The 14,842-nt window shown below is 49.4% G+C and carries 14 protein-coding genes; 3 read left to right on the forward strand and 11 right to left on the reverse strand.

The annotated features are described in order from the left end of the window. Positions 1-220: 220 nt before the first annotated feature. From dnaB to DW835_RS16580, 9 genes are all read right to left on the reverse strand, one after another. Positions 221-1,576 carry a replicative DNA helicase gene (dnaB, locus tag DW835_RS16540; RefSeq protein ID WP_117465767.1) on the reverse strand — a complete coding sequence of 452 codons (1,356 nt, stop codon included), beginning with the start codon at positions 1,574-1,576 and terminating at the stop codon, positions 221-223. Between the two features lie 17 nt (positions 1,577-1,593). Further along, positions 1,594-2,040 (reverse strand): 50S ribosomal protein L9, encoded by a 447-nt coding sequence (rplI, locus tag DW835_RS16545; RefSeq protein ID WP_022312021.1) that lies wholly within the window; start codon positions 2,038-2,040, stop codon positions 1,594-1,596. A gap of 63 nt (positions 2,041-2,103) precedes the next feature. Then, complete coding sequence (locus tag DW835_RS16550; protein WP_118731443.1) at positions 2,104-4,155, reverse strand: DHH family phosphoesterase; 2,052 nt, start codon at positions 4,153-4,155, stop codon at positions 2,104-2,106. Between the two features lie 149 nt (positions 4,156-4,304). Further along, positions 4,305-5,150 carry an RNA methyltransferase gene (locus DW835_RS16555; RefSeq protein WP_117465715.1) on the reverse strand — a complete coding sequence of 282 codons (846 nt, stop codon included), beginning with the start codon at positions 5,148-5,150 and terminating at the stop codon, positions 4,305-4,307. A gap of 156 nt (positions 5,151-5,306) precedes the next feature. Then, positions 5,307-5,570, reverse strand: a complete 264-nt coding sequence (gene rpsR / locus DW835_RS16560; RefSeq protein WP_022154890.1) for a 30S ribosomal protein S18 — start codon at positions 5,568-5,570, stop codon at positions 5,307-5,309. Positions 5,571-5,636: 66 nt separating this feature from the next. Beyond that, entirely contained in the window at positions 5,637-6,095 is a 459-nt protein-coding gene (locus DW835_RS16565; protein ID WP_117465714.1) for a single-stranded DNA-binding protein, read from the reverse strand. Positions 6,096-6,116: 21 nt separating this feature from the next. Continuing rightward, positions 6,117-6,407: a 30S ribosomal protein S6 gene (gene rpsF, locus DW835_RS16570; protein ID WP_022154888.1), complete on the reverse strand. Its 291-nt coding sequence runs from the start codon at positions 6,405-6,407 to the stop codon at positions 6,117-6,119. A 98-nt stretch (positions 6,408-6,505) separates the two neighbouring features. Further along, on the reverse strand, positions 6,506-6,688 hold the full coding sequence (locus DW835_RS16575) for a DUF951 domain-containing protein (RefSeq protein ID WP_022312293.1): 183 nt from the start codon (positions 6,686-6,688) through the stop codon (positions 6,506-6,508). A 77-nt stretch (positions 6,689-6,765) separates the two neighbouring features. After that, a complete protein-coding gene (locus DW835_RS16580) occupies positions 6,766-7,599 on the reverse strand; it encodes a YdcF family protein (protein WP_117465713.1) in 834 nt (277 codons plus the stop codon). A gap of 188 nt (positions 7,600-7,787) precedes the next feature. On the opposite strand from DW835_RS16580, the gene DW835_RS16585 reads away from it, so the two are divergent. Next, positions 7,788-9,572 carry a hypothetical protein gene (locus DW835_RS16585; RefSeq protein ID WP_118731444.1) on the forward strand — a complete coding sequence of 595 codons (1,785 nt, stop codon included), beginning with the start codon at positions 7,788-7,790 and terminating at the stop codon, positions 9,570-9,572. Between the two features lie 12 nt (positions 9,573-9,584). Beyond that, the gene (locus DW835_RS16590; RefSeq protein WP_347559400.1) at positions 9,585-10,313 is read left to right on the forward strand and encodes an NAD-dependent protein deacylase; all 729 of its coding nucleotides are present in this window, start codon (positions 9,585-9,587) and stop codon (positions 10,311-10,313) included. Here the strand turns inward: DW835_RS16590 and DW835_RS16595 are convergent. Continuing rightward, positions 10,292-11,233, reverse strand: coding sequence for a beta-galactosidase small subunit (locus DW835_RS16595; RefSeq protein WP_118731446.1), 942 nt, complete (start codon positions 11,231-11,233; stop codon positions 10,292-10,294). The two genes, DW835_RS16590 and DW835_RS16595, sit on opposite strands and share 22 nt — an antisense overlap. Beyond that, positions 11,208-13,127, reverse strand: a complete 1,920-nt coding sequence (locus tag DW835_RS16600) for a glycoside hydrolase family 2 TIM barrel-domain containing protein (RefSeq protein ID WP_118731447.1) — start codon at positions 13,125-13,127, stop codon at positions 11,208-11,210. The genes DW835_RS16595 and DW835_RS16600 overlap by 26 nt, the downstream gene beginning before the upstream one ends. Before the next feature lie 198 nt (positions 13,128-13,325). Between DW835_RS16600 and DW835_RS16605 the strand changes: the two genes are divergently transcribed. After that, on the forward strand, positions 13,326-14,717 hold the full coding sequence (locus DW835_RS16605; protein ID WP_118669698.1) for a sodium:alanine symporter family protein: 1,392 nt from the start codon (positions 13,326-13,328) through the stop codon (positions 14,715-14,717). Positions 14,718-14,842: the final 125 nt, after the last annotated feature.

The raw sequence follows: 14,842 nt of genomic DNA on the forward strand, positions 1-14,842 counted from the left end.
AGCACCCTACCCAATATTTGCATATCGTGGGATTATCATCCCACTTTTATGCTCATATCGGGGCGGGTCCTAAGGTCTTTCACCCACCTATGAGCAAGCTCATGTTGGCTTAGACCTTTTGACCCTGGCATCATATAATAAAAATACGAAAGAGAACAGGTGTGGGGAATCTCCCTCACTTGTTCTCTTTCGTATTTTATGTTCTGTATTCGTAATATACTTAGAAATCTTTTTTTCTGTCGTTTTCCAGATTGGCAAACTTGGTGTATTCCGGCAGCCATGCCAGCTGTACGGTTCCGATGGGACCGTTTCTCTGTTTGGCTATGATGATCTCCGAAATACCTTTATCCGGCGAATCGTGATTATAATAATCATCACGGTAGATGAACATTACCACGTCGGCGTCCTGCTCGATGGCTCCGGACTCACGCAGGTCAGACAACATAGGGCGATGATCCGGTCTCTGCTCTACAGCCCGGCTCAACTGAGACAATGCCAGCACCGGTACGGACAGCTCTCTGGCGACTGCTTTCAGGGATCTCGAAATATCGGAAATCTCCTGCTGTCTGGAATCGCTGCTTCTTCCGCCACTTCCCGACATCAACTGTAAGTAGTCGATGATGATCATGGACAGACCGTTTTCCTGCTTCATTCTTCTGCATTTGGAACGAAGCTCGGCAATGCTGATACCGGGGGTATCGTCGATCATCAGCTTGGACTTGCCGATGACACCGGCACTCTCGATCAGTCGTTCCCATTCCTGGTCATTCAGCTGGCCGGTACGGAGCTTCTGGGCATCCACGCTGGATTCCAGGGAAAACATACGATTGATCAGCTGCTCCTTACTCATTTCCAGACTGAATATGGCTACCGGCAGATTCTGCTTAAATGCTACATGCTGCGCGATATTCAATACAAAAGCCGTCTTACCCATGGAAGGACGGGCCGCGATCAGCACCAGGTCCGAGGGCTGCATTCCGGCGGTACGATAGTCCAGATCAATGAATCCGGTGGCAATACCTGTGACGGTTCCGTGCAGTTTGGAAGCCTTCTCGATCTTGTCCATGGCGTTCATGACTACGGTACGAATCGGTACGAATTCCTTGACGTTTTTCTTCTGTACCACTTCATTGATCTTGCTCTCGGTACTCTCCAGAATCGTATCCAGGCTCTCCTTGCCACTATAACAGGTATTGGCAATCTCTTCATTGGTACGGATCAGACGCCGGAGTGTCGCCTTCTCCGCCACGATTCCAGCATAATACTTGATATTGGCGGAAGTAGGTACTGCTGCAATCAGATTCGTCAGGAAATCCAGTCCACTGACCTCAGGAGGCACATCCTCCTTGGATCGCAACCGATCCTGTAAAGTGACAAAGTCAATGGGCTTTCCTTCATTGTTCAACTCTACGATGGTGTCAAATACCACACCGTACTGCCTGTTGTAGAAATCCTCTCCGGAGATCTGCTCTGTGGCGGCCGCAATGGCTTCCGCGTCAATAAACATAGAGCCGATGACCGACTGCTCCGCCTCTAAACTGTGAGGCATTATTCTTTTGATTACATTTTCATCCATTGCGGGCATGGGGTCGTCTACGCCTCCGTAACCTTCACCGTCAGCTTCGCTGCCACCTGGGGATGAAGCTTCACTGTTACCTCATAGGAGCCGAAGTTCTTCAGACTCTCCGGCAGCTGGATTTTCTTCTTGTCAATCTCGATACCATGCTGTTCCTTGCAGGCAGTTGCAATCTCTTTGGAGGATACAGAACCGAAGGTTCTTCCGCCCTCTCCTGCCTTGATCTTGACCACGACCTGCTTGGTCTCCAGCTCTGTTGCCAGCGCCTTTGCCGCATCCAGATTCTCCTGTGCCACCTTCTCTTCGTTTGCCTTATGGAGCTTCAGATCGTTCAGATTCTTGGAGCTTGCCTCCACACCGATCTTCTTCGGTAAAATATAGTTTCTTGCATATCCTTCGCTGGCCTCAATGATGTCACCTTTTTTTCCCAGCTTTTTTTCATCCTGAAGTAAAATAATTTTCATAGGATCAACCTGCCTTTCCTGAATCTTCTATTTTATATGGTAAAACTTTTCAAACGGAATCCCTTAGATCTCACCGGATTCCAGCATGTCGTCGATGGTGTTCTTCAATACGCCAATGGCCTCTACCAGTCCCACGCCTTCCATCTGGCAGGCTGCGGTATTCATGTGGCCTCCACCGCCCATACGCTCCATGATGATCTGTACATTGACCTCATCAATGGATCTGGCGCTGACATAAATCTTGCCCTGATAATCGGTAAGTACAAAACTTGCCTTAATGCCCTTGATATTCAGCAGTTCGTTGGCTGCCTGCGCACCAATGATGGTAGGGCTGGGCAGATCCTCTGCGGTACACAGAGAGATTGCAAAGAACTGCTTGTAGATCTCTGCCTGACTGACAGCATCCGCCTTGGCCTTGTATTCTGCTGCATCCTCACGGAACAGTTTTCTCACACGGGTCACATCCGCACCGTTTCTGCGCAGGAATGCGGCAGCCTCGAAGGTGCGGACACCTGTTTTGGTCATAAAGTTATTGGTATCGATCATGATACCGGAATACATACAATCCGCCTCTTCCGTACGGATCTTGATATTGTCGTAGGTATACTGCAAGATCTCGGATACCATCTCGCAGGCGGAGGATGCATAAGGCTCCACATAAGACAATGTGGCATTCTCAATGGTCTCCGTACCCTGTCTGTGGTGGTCCAGTACTACGACGGATTTGCAGAAGCGAAGCAGATCCGGGCACTCTGTGATGGAGGGCTTATTGACATCCACCACCACCAGAACCGTATTGCTGCCTGCCATATCAATGGCCTGCTGGCTGGTGATGATCATGTCCTCGTCATATTCCGGATTGTTCTTAAACAGCTCCACCAGCGGCTGTACAGAGGTCGTAGCCTCGTTCAATACAATGTGAGCCTTTCTGCCCAATGTCTGGGCGATCCGGTAAATACCCACCGCAGAACCGAAGCTGTCCACATCCGGCATCCGGTGTCCCATAACGATAACACGGTCTTTTCCGGTGATAATCTCCCGCAGGGCATGAGCTTTTACTCTTGCCTTGACACGGGTATTCTTCTCTACCTGCTGACTCTTGCCGCCGTAGTAGGTGATGCTCTCCGGGGTCTTAATCACGGCCTGATCCCCGCCACGTCCCAGTGCCAGATCAATGGCGGTGCGGGCGAATTCATAGTTCTGTGCATAAGTCAGGCCATCCAGACCAATACCGATACTGATGGTCACTGCCATTTCATTGCCGATGTTTACGGTCTTGACCTCTTCCAGCAGATCGAAACGGTTCTCCTGCAGCTGTGCTACCGCTTTTTTCCGCATGATTACCAGATACTTGTCCTTTTCCAGCTTCTTGCTGATACCGTCCAGAGATGCAATGTACTTGTTCACCTTACGGTCGATCAGTGCGATCAGCAGGGATCTGCGGACTTCCTCAACGCTCTCCAGCGCTTCCTCATAGTTGTCCAGATAGATCATGCCTACGCTCAGACTCTGGTCATCCACTTCCTGCAGTGCAATATGCAGTGCCGTCTCATCAAAGAGATAGACGGCAATCAGATAACCGTTATAGCCTTCTGCATCAATCATATCGCTGTGTTCCGCCATCTCCTTCAGAGAAATCTTGCGGAATTTGGCCACATACTCACAGCCCTCGTATTCCAGTTCATACTGTGCCTCGTCCACACCAGATTCGTCCGGAAGCCTGTCCCGGGTAATGGTAGGAAACAGGGAAGTGATGGATTTACTGTAGCCCTTGGGCTGATGCACCACATTCTCAAAGGCAATGTTGGTCCAGATCACCTTGCCGGAATCGTCCAGAAGGGCATATGGCAATTCCAGATCCCGCAGCAGTTTTCGCTGGATCTGACCATATTCCGTGGCAAAGCTGATCAGCTCGTTCATGATGATCGGCTTGTTGTAGAAATACAGTGTCAGGGTAATTGCAAAATAAAAAATCGTAAATCCGAAGGTAAGCAGTCCTGCACGGAAATCCAACATGAATACCGCCGCATCGATAGCTAGCAGTAACAGGCCCAGATATAGGGTAAACTGGATATATGTACGGATCCTGCCTTTCAGTCTGATTCGTTTTTTCATGAAAGAACACCTCTCAATATTTGCGTTCGACAACTTCTATTATAACAAATAATAACCCGCTCCGCCACCATATTATTTTGACGAATAGACAATATTCCTCTGTCAAATTTGTGCTTTTTGTCAGCTTTTCCGGACGGAGAGCCGTTCTCTTACTTACACAGTTCCCAGAAAGCCACGGCACTGGCGGCCGCCACGTTCAGGGAATCCACACCATGGGCCATGGGAATGCACACCGTATCGTCACAATCCGCAATGGTATCCGCTGCCAGTCCTTCCCCTTCCGTTCCCAGAATAATGGCAAGCTTTTCGACATTATGCAGTTTCTCATCATCCGGCCGCAAGCTGTCTTCTTTTAAAGCCATGGCTACGGTATGATACCCCATCTTCCGCAGCTGTTCCATGGTATGCTCCGGCCAGTCCTTTGTCTCCAGGATCGTCCACGGCACCTGGAATACGGTTCCCATGCTGACTCTTGCCGCCCGACGGTACAACGGGTCACTGCAACCTCCCGTCAACAGTACTGCATCGATTCCCAACGCTGCCGCAGAACGGAAAATTGCGCCTACATTTGTGGGATTTACAACATTTTCCAGAACAGCAATGCGTCTGGCATTTCCGCACAAGTCTTCCATCTCCGGCAATGCTCTTCTGCGCATGGCACAGAGCATTCCTCTCGCCAGTTTAAAGCCGGAAATCTCCGACAGCACTTCATTGGATGCCACATATACGGGAATTTCCCCAGACACCTCTGCAATCCGCCCCAGGATTTCCCTGCCCTTCTCCGAATCCGCTTCCCGCTGTTCCATCAGAAGTGACAGCGGCTCATATCCCGCTGCCAGTGCCCGCAGAATCACATTGGGGCTCTCCGCAATGAACAGCCCCCGCTCTGGCTCATAATAATGAAAAAGTTGTACCTCTCTGCGTTCATTGTAGATCTCCAGTTCCGGTGTATGCAGATCAGTAATTGGTATTAATCTATGCTTATCTGTACTCATGCTTTTGCGATACCTTTTCTCCAATAATTTTCTCTTTTTATTATAATGGAGCATCCGGCCCCCGTCAAACGCAACTGTTACCCTGTACTCGGCTCATGGTATACACAAAAAGACCAGCCGCAAAGGGCTGGTCTCTCATGATTGTCTTAGTCTGAATTATTCAGCTACGTAAGGCATCAGTGCTACGTGACGTGCTCTCTTGATAGCAACGGTCAATGCTCTCTGATGCTTTGCACAAGTACCGGTAATACGACGAGGAAGGATCTTGCCTCTCTCAGATACATACTTCTTCAGCTTAGCTGTATCCTTGTAATCGATTACGTTATCTTTACCACAGAATACGCAAACTTTCTTTCTTCTGCGCATACCGCCTTTTTTTCTCATCGGAGAATCGGTCTTCTCAGTCTTATTAAAAGCCATTATTATTACCTCCTATCGGAATCTGTCAGGGCAGAGGCGGGTGTCAGCTCCGCTTGTCACTGAAACTTAGTTAAAGGGTAATTCTTCATCGATGCCGTCAGGGATGTTCATAAAGCCATCACCTGCTCCGGAAGGAGCAGGGGCATTATTACCACCACCAAAGCCAGCGTTCTGGTATCCGCCGTCATTATTGCCGGCAGATGCGTTCTTACTCTCTGCGAACTCTACGTTCTCAGCCACTACATCAGTAGTATACACACGCTGTCCATCCTTATTGGTATAGCTTCCGGTCTGGATACGTCCTTCCACAACGAACTTTGTTCCCTTGTGGCCGTATCTCTCAATAAACTCACCGGTTCTGCCAAACGCTACACAGTTAATAAAATCAGCATCCGGCTCACCGTCACGCTTAAATCTTCTATCTACTGCTATGGAAAAACGAGCAATCGCTGTTGCGGTAGCTCCCTGAGAATATCTTACCTCAGGATCCCTTGTTAAACGTCCCATAAGAATTACTTTATTCATATTTCGCTTCTCGCTTTCTGTTTATGCCTCGTCCTGTCTAACGCATAAGTATCTGATCACGTTGTCCATGATACGAACACGGCTCTCGATCTCTGCAGGAACAGTGCTCTCAGCTTCAAATCTGATGAAGTAGTAGAAAGCTTCTTTCATCTTCTGAACTTCGTAAGCAAGCTTCTTCTTGCCCCACTCGTCCACTTCTGTGATGTTGCCGCCGAATCTCTCAACCAGTGCTTTGCACTTGTCAACAACGGCTGCTCTCTCATCATCCTCGATCTTAGCGCTAACAACAACGGCTAATTCGTACTTGTTCATGTTAGTTACCTCCTTTTGGTCTCTGGCCCATATTTTATATATGAGCAAGGAATAAAGTGTCTCACGAAGGAACATGATACCATATTCCTGTCCACTTTTCAAGATTTTTCAACGATTTCTTTCACATTTTTTTCTAACAGTTTTCTTGCGATCATGATCTGGTGTCCACAGCCCAGACATTTCAGCCGGAAATCTGCTCCCACACGGAGTACTTCCCATTCTCTGCTGCCGCAGGGATGCTGTTTTTTCAGTTTCAATACATCTCCCACATTAATATCCATAACATTTTCCTCTTCTTTTCCTGCCTGTATCGCCACTTCTCCGCAAACATGTCGCGACAGAGGCCTGTGATTCTGTATTATAAATGGTTTGCCATAAAGTCCTTCACTACCCCGAAAGCCTCCCGCAGCAGGTTATTCGGTACGGTAACGGGATAAGTTCCCGCGGACAGTCCCTCTACATGGGCATAGCCCTGTTTTCTCGCAATAGCCAACGCCCGGAACATATGAAAATTGTTGGTAATAACCACAACACTGTCCTCTGATTTGTCCAGCAGTTCTCCGCTGAAAATCAGATTCTGCGTGGTATTCGTGGAAGCATCCTCCATGAGGATCCGCTCCGGATCGATCCCGGCGGTTTCCAGATATCCTTGCATTCCCTCGGCCTCGCTGATGGGTTCATTGTATCCCTGTCCACCGGACACGATGACTTTGGTCTCCGGATTGGCATTCAGATATTCTATGGCTTTATCCAGCCGTTTCTGTAGCACATAACTGGGGCCGGAAGTCTTCCACTGGGCTCCCAGTATGATCACATAATCCGCACCTTCCTGCGCCGTGGCATGGAACTGACTGACGATCATCCCTTCTATAATAAGAAGCAATACCATCCCTGCCATCACAAGACTCCGGAATGTAATATGCAGCCATCGGGGGATCCAGTAATATACGGTTCTGTGGGCCAGCACCCATGCCCATGCAGCACAAAAAGCACCAATCACACCCCAGACCAGGAAAAAGTAGCTGCCGAAGGCAACAAAAAGACCGATCCCCACACAGTACAGCAGACACAGCACCGCCAGAACATATAACGCCCTTGCTCCGTAATGTTTTTCTCCCACGCCTCTGCCTCTGGGATCCAGATAGATCACTTTTTTACTTTTTTCCCTCGGAATCAAGTGGTTCCTTTTCATACTGCCTCCATTCTTTCCTACGATCTATTGTAGCATATCTCCTACGGCAGTCTCAATACCACATATTTTAGGGTTTTCTTAATTTTTTCGAAAATTTTCTTTACCGGACACTGATTGACTTATCACTCACCTAACACTATGATGTAATTAACATACTACTTCTGAAAAAAGAAACGGATGGAAACCTTATGTATACCACATTATCCAAAAAAGATTTTTCCCGATATCTGCCCTTCCTCCTGCTGGTGATGACCGTTTTCCGCATCCTCGCCGGACTGAGGATCCCTTATATGATCCTGGCAAATCAGCGCTATGATGACCGGCTGCTGTTCGAGAATGCTTACGATCTGCTGAGCGGCGTGTGGCTTGGCAGCTACGATTCTTATACACTGGCAAAAGGAATCGGCTATCCGCTGTTTCTGGTACTGGCGAAAAAGCTGTGCCTTCCCTACTCTGTTCTGCTGTCGCTGTTGCAGGCGGCCGGTGCATGGCTGTTTGTCCGCGCAGTGTCTGTGAGATGGCAGAATCCCTATGGGCAGGCAATTCTCTATCTGCTCCTGTTGTTTTCCCCCATCAGCCTCACGCTGTTGGTCACGCAGCGGCTGTACCGCATGGCAATCGTTCCGGGAATGGTCCTGGTGGTATTTTCCAGCATGATCGGGCTGACTCTGCGCAAAGGGCTCCCCTTGACAAAACAGCTGCCCTGGGCATTCCTGACCGGACTGACTCTTGCCTTTTTCTGGCAGATCCGGGAGGATTCTGTCTGGATCCTGCCGTTTATCGCCGTTATGACGGTATGGAACGTGGGTTATGTAATTCTGGTCCTGCATAAGAAATTAAACACAAAGGCACTTCTGCTTCACTGCCTGACCATGTTATTGCCACTCCTTCTCCTGTTCGGTGCCAACACCGGTGTCTCCGTCGTCAACCGGATCCACTACGGTGTTTTCCTGAACAACGACCGCACGGAGGGAAATTTTGCAGAGCTGATGTCCCTGTTGTATCATCTGGACAGCAATACGAGAACCAATCCCGACATCTGGATCTCCCGGGATACTATTGTCAGAGCAGAAGCAGCCAGTCCCACTCTGCAGCAGATTCAGCCACTATTGGACAGTTATACCGAAGACTGGGCCACAAGGGATGGTGAGATTCCCGGCGATCACTTCAGCTGGGTACTGCGGGATGCGGTTCAGGACTCGGGAATTGCCCCGAATGCCGTCAGTGCACAGACCTTTTATGGCAACGTCCTCTCCGAACTGCGGGCAGCCGTAGCCAGTGGCGAGCTGACCGAAAAGACGGACGGTGCCCTCTATTTTTCCTCCCAATCCCGTGGAGTACTGCCGGAAGAAATTCCCGGTATCCTCAGTGATACTTTGCAGAATATCTGGAAAATTGCAGGATACACCGATTGTGCTTTGAGCAGTTCCGCCAAAAGTGCCGGCCGGCTGTCGGATATCCGTCGTATGGAATCCTTTGCCTCCTGCCTGACCGTGTACCCCACACTGTCACAGTTTCAGGCTGCCGATTATGATTCCATTGAGGATGAGACCTTATATGATTTCAATGAGATCTACAGTTCCGGTATGGTATCTCTTCTGAATAAGAGCAACGCTATCTATCAGTTGTTGGGACAGCCCATGTTCCTGCTGGCACTGCTTGCCCTTTGTGTGCTGACCGTCCGCGTGATCCATGGACTTTTCCATGGGGACACAAAAGATCTCGAACTGTGGATCCTGACCTGTGGGATTCTGCTCAGTGCCGTTCTGCTGCGTTTCGGCTGTGGCCTGTTTACCGCATGGTTTTCCGAAGACATGCAAAAGTTCATCAACAGCTTCTATTCCTGTGGCGTCTACATTCTGCTGCAGATGTTCAAATATCTGGCGGTTATTACTACTGCCGCCAGCCTGCAACCGATACGGAAACAATATTTTCAAAATTTTCGTAATTCTCATAAGGAAAAGGAGGAATAACTTATGGAAAATTTGAACAAACAGATTCAGGAATTGCAAAAGATCATTGATACCTACGGCAATATCGTATTTTTCGGTGGTGCCGGTGTCTCCACCGAGAGTGGAATCCCGGATTTCCGAAGCGTGGACGGACTGTATCATCAACAGTACGATTACCCGCCGGAGACGATTTTAAGTCACACCTTTTATCGTTCCCACACGGAGGAATTCTTCCGTTTTTACCGGAATAAGATGCTCTTCCCCAATGCACAGCCCAATGCCGCCCATAAAAAACTGGCAGAGCTGGAAGCTGCCGGGAAAGTCCGGGCCGTGATCACCCAGAATATCGACGGACTGCATCAGGCTGCCGGAAGCAAGACTGTCCTGGAGCTTCATGGCTCGGTACTGCGCAATTACTGTGAAAAATGCCATCAGTTCTACGGTCTGGATGCTATCTTAAACAGCACCGGCATACCGCACTGTGAGAAATGCGGCGGCACCATTAAACCGGATGTGGTCCTGTACGAGGAAGGACTGGATGAAAAGACGATAAATGCCGCCGTCAGATACATCCACGAAGCAGATGTCCTGATCATCGGCGGCACTTCTCTGGCTGTCTATCCCGCAGCCGGGTTAATTGATTATTTTCAGGGAGATAAGCTGGTGGTCATCAACAAGAGTGCAACACCCAGAGACAGCCACGCGGATCTCCTGGTTCAGGGTCCGATTGGGGAGGTATTTCATTCGATCCAGAACCCGTAGGAGATGTTCTGTTCACCGCTGATATGGTAAGGGGCTTCCACATCAGCGCCCCAGCTGTCGATTCCCCCGACGCCTCTGACGGCTCCCAGAACGGACAATACCGTTCTGCGGGCGGGAGGTAGTTCTTCGTGGTGCATGGCATTTTCCAGTTCCTGTGCCGTATAAGGCAGGCAGGAAAATGCGAAGTGTTTTCCCTCCTCCGCGGTTATTTTTAAACGGCTGCTTCTTTCTCCACGGTCTGTATTATCCAGGGAAGTCTTCCTGACGATCTCCAGCCATTTGGTCTGCATATGCATCCCACAGTCCTGAGGCACCATATAAGGTGTCACCGGCAGGCCCTGTACTTCATACACACCGGGAATTCCTCCTGCCATACGGTCCGGATAGGTCTCTCCGGACAAACCTTCGTAAGTATAGCCTTCCGCCGCTGTGGGCATTAAAAATCTTAAGCCCAATACCGGAAGCTCCGGCAGTCCCTGTTTTCCGAGATAATCCACCTGTACATGGATCCGGCCGTCCGATTCCACCAGATAGCTTACCGTGACTTCCGTTACCGGTACAGTGGGTGTCTCGTAAGTATAGGAGATTTCAAACCGGTCACAGGTTTCATCACCGTTGTATTTATTATTTTCCGGTGCCGGAGGCATGCTGATCTCCTGCTCATCCATCCGGGCCGTTACCTTTACACAGCGCACAAAACGATCCGCCGCAGACCAGACCGCACTGCGGAAAACAAAGCCATTACCTCTGTCGTTGTCCGTGGCTGCCCGCCAGAAAGCCGGTCTGGGAGCCCGGTACAGCCACTCTTTTCCATCCTTATATAAAGATTCCATGCCGCCCATTCCTACAGAGAAAATATAGGCAAAATCCTGTCCCTGTATTCCGATGGTCACATCACCGATCACGATTCTGAATGCCATAATAGTATCTCACCTCCTGCATTGCCGGCTTTTCGCTGCGATTTGCGAAAAGAATTCCGTTGCCGGAAAATTCATAGTCGCTGGGACGGTCATCAAAGTCTCCGCCATAGCGCAGGACTCTCCGTCCTGTGACTTCATCTTCCACCCAAAGCGCCTGGTCAATATAATCCCAGATAAATCCGCCCTGATACATTTCAAAGCGGTCCAATAATTCCATATAGGACTTCATTCCGCCCAGAGAATTGCCCATGTCATGCATATATTCGCATAACAGATAGGGTTTCTTGGGGTCATGTTCCAGGTAATCTATAATTTCCTGCGGGTATGCGTACATACGGCTCTCCACATCCGAGATCCGGTCTTCATAAGCTCTGTTGTGGAAGACACCTTCGTAATGTACCAGCCGTTGATCGTCCTTTTCCTTGAAAAACTGCTGCATGGCAGCAATATCATCTCCGGCATAGGATTCATTTCCCAGAGACCAGAACAGGATCGAAGGATGATTCTTAAAGCATTCAAAATTGGTTCTGGCACGGTCCACTACCGCTTCCTTCCACTCCGGCAGGGAACCGGGCACATTCCAGGAAGGTTCCACAGCTCCCATCTTCTGCCAGGAGCCGTGACTCTCCAGATTCGTCTCCGCCATCATGTAAATACCGGCTTCATCGCACAATGTGTACCATTCCATGCGGTCCGGATAATGACAGGTGCGGACGGCATTGATATGGTTACGTTTGAAGCATTCGATGTCCCATTTCATGTCTTCCAGGGAAATACACCGTCCGGAAGCTGCATTCCACTCATGGCGGTTCACTCCACAGATCACCAGCCGCTCGCCGTTCAGTTTCATCACTCTATCCGTAGGATCCAAAATAAAATCCCGGAAGCCGATCTTATAAGGCACCACTTCCGTCACTTCCCCCTCACTGTCTGTCAGCATGATCTCCAACTGATATAAGTACGGATTCTCATGGCTCCAGGGGATTACCTTTTCTGCCAATGTTTCCCGAAGGTGCAGCGTCTGCTCCGCCTGTGACTGCAAAATCTGTGTCTGCTCCAACAGGCATTTCCCGTTGGCATCCGACAGACATACACGCATTTTGCCCGGACGCTGTCCCTCACCCTCAGCAGATATTTTGATTGCTGCATCTAACGTGCCTTTTCCATCCTCTACGGAAAAATAAGGCTTCGCCCAAAGGTCTTCCACGTGCCACTGCGGCTTGGCATATAATTCCACACTCCGGAAGATTCCGAAAAAGCGGAAGAAATCCTGATCCTCCAGAAAAGCAGCCGTACTGCGCTTATGCACTTCCACCGCCAGCAGATTGTCCTTTTCCTTAATATAAGGTGTCAGATCGAATTCAGAGGGAGTAAAGCTGTCCTCGGCATATCCCACGAAATGCCCGTTCAGCCAGACATACATCGCCTGTTCCACACCTTCGAAACAGATGATCACCCTTTTTCCCCGCAGGCCTTCCGCCAGGTGAAAACGCTTGCGATAACTTCCTACAGGATTATACTCTGCTTCGCTGAAAGCACCTTCTGCCAATCCTTTTCCCAGCGTGTAAGCCGGGCGGCGGTAAATTTTCCCCTCCCAGGGATACATGGTATTGATATAATGAATTTTGTCGTAACCGGATAACTCAATATGCCCCGGTACATGGATCGTTTCGAATTCTGTATCCCCGGCATTGTCCCGGTAGAAATCCACCGGACGGCTTGCGGCATTCACAGAATAGGCAAACTCCCAGTTTCCGTCCAGAGACTGCACCAGAGAGCTTTTACCTTCTGCTGCTTCCTCCACATCCCCATAAATGGGATGATCACTGTGGGCTGGCAGCTGACCGACCCGGAACACCTTCGGATCGTCCAGCCATCTGATATCTGCTTCCATTTTGGTCCTCCTTATTTATCCCTTTTCTATTATAATAATTGTGAATTTTCTTCCATGCAACAAATATTTATCTTTTCGAAAAAACAGATTCCATGATACACTGCCCGGAAATCAAGATTTTTGTGGCAGCATATGTGAAAATATGTTAATCTATAAAGGTATTTGCCTTATATCCACAAATGATAGGAGATTCTGTTTATGTTATCCACAATTGAAGCAGTCAACAGTGTTGTTAACAATTTTATCTGGGGTGTCCCCGCCATGATCTGTATCATTGGCGTCGGTCTGTATTTAAGTATCCGGACGCGCTTCCTGCAGATCCGCAAGTTCCCCTATTCCATGAAGGTGACACTGGGACGTATGATGAAGAAAAAAGAAGCCTCCGATGGAGCCCTGACACCTTTCCAGGCGGTATGTACCGCTCTCGCAGCTACCGTTGGTACCGGTAATGTAGCAGGTGTGGCAGGCGCCATCGCCATTGGCGGTCCCGGTGCGGTATTCTGGATGTGGGTATCTGCGCTGCTCGGCATGTGCACCAAGTTCGCCGAAGTAACACTTGCTGTACACTTCCGCGAGACCAATGCACAGGGAGACCTGGTAGGCGGCCCTATGTATTATATTAAGAATGGACTGGATAAGAAATGGCACTTCCTGGCGTATTTGTTCGCCGCTTTCGGTGTGCTGGCCGTGTTCGGTACCGGTAATGCCACACAGGTCAATACCATCACTACTGCCATTGATTCTGCTCTGAGCAGCTTTAACGTACTGCCTGCGGATGCTGTGAAGCTTGTCAACCTGATCATCGGCGTGGCTCTGGCGATCATCATTGCCCTGATCCTGATCGGCGGCATCAAGCGTATCGGCAATGTTACCTCTAAGCTGGTACCTTTCATGGCGATCATGTATATCGTGCTGGCACTGGGTGTGATCATTTTTCATATTAAGTCTGTACCTGCTGTATTTGCTTCTATTATCGAAGGTGCTTTCAATCCCGCTTCCGTGACCGGCGGTGTGGTAGGAAGCTTCTTCATGAGTATGAAAAAGGGGGTGTCCCGCGGTATCTTCTCCAACGAGGCCGGCCTTGGTACCGGATCCATCGCTCATGCCTGTGCCGATACGAAGAAACCGGTAAAACAGGGATTCTTCGGCATCTTTGAGGTATTCGTGGACACCATCATCATCTGTACCATGACGGCTCTGGTCATCCTGTGCAGCGGCGTACCTGTAAATTACGGTGAAGCAGCCGGTGCGGAACTGACCATCGGCGGATTCACCGCGGTATACGGCAACTGGGTATCCATTTTCACCGCCGTGGCCATGTGCTGTTTCGCTTTCTCCACCATCATCGGCTGGGGACTGTACGGTACAAGATGTATCGAATTCCTCTTAGGTTCCCGCTCCAACATGCCTTTCATGGTTCTGTATTCCCTTACAGCTATCGTGGGTGCTACCATGAACTTGGGACTGATGTGGAGCATCGCCGAGACCTTCAACGGACTCATGGTCATCCCCAACCTGATCGCTGTCTTCCTACTGTCCGGCGTCGTAGTGAAAATGACAAAGGAATATTTCGCAAAAGAGAACGGATAATATCTGAATGGGATTTGCGTTATGATCATTGAATAAATGATGTAGTTCTTTCGTTCGATAATGACAGTGAATTGAAAGTTAGCAAAATATCCCCGTAGCCCTTGGCAGGGTATAAGAAACGCGGC

Source organism: Clostridium sp. AM34-9AC (assembly GCF_003480225.1).
Taxonomy (GTDB): domain Bacteria; phylum Bacillota; class Clostridia; order Lachnospirales; family Lachnospiraceae; genus Acetatifactor; species Acetatifactor acetigignens.

Bases quoted from the DNA above. Each gene is read 5' to 3' on its own strand.
- DW835_RS16585 (WP_118731444.1), top strand. From the start codon at position 7,788: ATGTATACCACATTATCCAAAAAAGATTTTTCCCGATATCTGCCCTTC.
- DW835_RS16580 (WP_117465713.1), bottom strand. From the start codon at position 7,599: ATGAAAAGGAACCACTTGATTCCGAGGGAAAAAAGTAAAAAAGTGATC.
- DW835_RS16565 (WP_117465714.1), bottom strand. From the start codon at position 6,095: ATGAATAAAGTAATTCTTATGGGACGTTTAACAAGGGATCCTGAGGTA.
- DW835_RS16605 (WP_118669698.1), top strand. From the start codon at position 13,326: ATGTTATCCACAATTGAAGCAGTCAACAGTGTTGTTAACAATTTTATC.
- DW835_RS16575 (WP_022312293.1), bottom strand. From the start codon at position 6,688: ATGGATATTAATGTGGGAGATGTATTGAAACTGAAAAAACAGCATCCC.
- rpsR (WP_022154890.1), bottom strand. From the start codon at position 5,570: ATGGCTTTTAATAAGACTGAGAAGACCGATTCTCCGATGAGAAAAAAA.
- rpsF (WP_022154888.1), bottom strand. From the start codon at position 6,407: ATGAACAAGTACGAATTAGCCGTTGTTGTTAGCGCTAAGATCGAGGAT.
- DW835_RS16555 (WP_117465715.1), bottom strand. From the start codon at position 5,150: ATGAGTACAGATAAGCATAGATTAATACCAATTACTGATCTGCATACA.
- DW835_RS16595 (WP_118731446.1), bottom strand. From the start codon at position 11,233: ATGGCATTCAGAATCGTGATCGGTGATGTGACCATCGGAATACAGGGA.
- dnaB (WP_117465767.1), bottom strand. From the start codon at position 1,576: ATGGATGAAAATGTAATCAAAAGAATAATGCCTCACAGTTTAGAGGCG.
- DW835_RS16550 (WP_118731443.1), bottom strand. From the start codon at position 4,155: ATGAAAAAACGAATCAGACTGAAAGGCAGGATCCGTACATATATCCAG.
- DW835_RS16600 (WP_118731447.1), bottom strand. From the start codon at position 13,127: ATGGAAGCAGATATCAGATGGCTGGACGATCCGAAGGTGTTCCGGGTC.
- rplI (WP_022312021.1), bottom strand. From the start codon at position 2,040: ATGAAAATTATTTTACTTCAGGATGAAAAAAAGCTGGGAAAAAAAGGT.